Genomic DNA, 1453 nt, shown 5'->3' on the forward strand with positions numbered 1-1453 from the left:
GAGTACTGGGTGCGGCACGTGCGTGAGGCGGTGCGTTTCGCCGACGGCATCGAGACTCTGGGTGATCTGGGTGTGAGCACGTTCGTGGAGATCGGCCCCGGTGGTGTCCTCAGCGCCCTTGCCGAAGGCTGCTTCGACGACGGCACAGACATCGTCACCGTCCCCGCCCTGCGCGCCGACCGCCCCGAGCCGTACGCCCTCGTCACCGCCGTAGGGCGGCTGCACACCCACGGCATCTCCCCGGACTGGCAGGCGCTCTTCCCCGGCGCCCGGCACGTCGACCTACCGACCTACGCCTTCCAGCGCGAGCGCTACTGGCTCGACGTTCCCCAGACGTCCGGTGACGTCCGGGCCGCCGGCCTGGAGGCGGCGGACCATCCGCTGCTCGGTGCCGCGATTGCGACGGCCGACAGCAACGGGATCCTGCTCACCGGACTGATTTCCCTCAAAACCCACCCGTGGCTCGCCGACCACGCCGTGAACGGGACCGTTCTGCTGCCCGGCACCGCGTTCGTCGAGTTGGCGATCCGGGCGGGCGACGAGACGGGATGCGGCTGGGTCGAAGACCTCACCCTCGAGCTTCCCCTGGTCGTGCCCGAGCGCGGTGGCGTCACCCTTCAGGTGGCTGTCGGTCCGGAGGACGAGTCCGGCCGGCGGCAGCTGAGCGTGCACTCGCGCGTCGACGACGGTTCGTGGCTGCGACACGCGACGGGTGTGCTGTCCTCGGCAGAGGCACCGTCCGCTGCGGACCTCGGCGCGTGGCCGCCGGCGGGTGCGGCTGCCGTCGACCTGGCCGGGTTCTACGAGGGCATGGCCGCTGCGGGCCTGGACTATGGTCCGGTCTTCCAGGGGCTGCGCTCGGTGTGGCGCGCCGGGGACGACGTCTTCGCCGAGGTCGAGCTGCCGGACGAGTCGGCTGCCGAGGCAGCGGAGTTCGCCCTGCATCCGGCGCTGCTGGACGCCGCCCTGCACGCACTGGCCGCCGGTGGGCTGCTGGCCCTGGACGAGGGCCCGGTCCTGCCGTTCGCGTGGTCCGGCGTCGCCGTGCAGGCTGCCGGTGCGGCGATGGCGCGGGTGAAACTGTCGCGGACGGCCACCGGTTCGGTGACGCTCGCCGTGGCCGATGGCACCGGTGACCCGGTGGCCTCGGTCGAGTCGCTGTCGTTGCGGGCCGTCTCGGCGGAGCAATCGCGCGGTGCCGGTGGCGGCGATCAGCTGTTCGCGCTGGAGTGGACGCCGTTCACCCTTCCCTCCGCCACCGACGCGCTGGTGATCGAGACTGTCGCGGACTTCGACGCACTGCGGGAGTCGGAAGGGGCACCGGACGTCGTCGTGGTTCCGTGCCCGGCGGGGTCCGGTACGCAGACCGCCGACCGTGTGCGCAGCGTCGCGAGTGAGGTTCTGGGGTTGGTGCAGTGGTGGTTGGCGGAGGAGCGTCCGGGGTGTCTGGTGC

Annotated in this window: 1 protein-coding gene; it reads left to right on the forward strand. The window is 72.1% G+C overall.

The window, feature by feature from the left end:
- Positions 1-1453 (forward strand): polyketide synthase dehydratase domain-containing protein (locus ACFWBT_RS43000; RefSeq protein WP_385710284.1); only part of this gene is annotated, 1453 nt, incomplete at both ends.

This window comes from Streptomyces sp. NPDC060027, assembly GCF_042737005.1.
In the GTDB taxonomy this organism is placed as follows: domain Bacteria; phylum Actinomycetota; class Actinomycetes; order Streptomycetales; family Streptomycetaceae; genus Streptomyces.